Raw genomic sequence first — 209 nt, forward strand, 5'->3', positions numbered from 1 at the left:
CTAACCATTCGAGGATACTTTGACTCCCAATGATCGATAAAACGATTTAAAATTAGTTGGGCTTCATCACGTGTTTTTGCTCTGTGGAGTTCTTTGAACTCATTAGCGACCTCTGCGCGGTCGTTTACACGAACTTTCTGCATGATATTTCGCGACATATGGATCAGACAGCGTTGAAATTTAGCTTGAGGATAATTGTGGTTAAGCGC

1 protein-coding gene is annotated in these 209 nt (G+C 41.6%); it reads right to left on the reverse strand.

Annotated elements, in window-relative coordinates; genetic code table 11:
- On the reverse strand, positions 1 to 209 hold a 209-nt coding region (locus FC15_RS07345; protein ID WP_201779860.1), incomplete at both ends, for a transposase.

Source organism: Lapidilactobacillus concavus DSM 17758, from assembly GCF_001435835.1.
GTDB lineage: Bacteria > Bacillota > Bacilli > Lactobacillales > Lactobacillaceae > Lapidilactobacillus > Lapidilactobacillus concavus.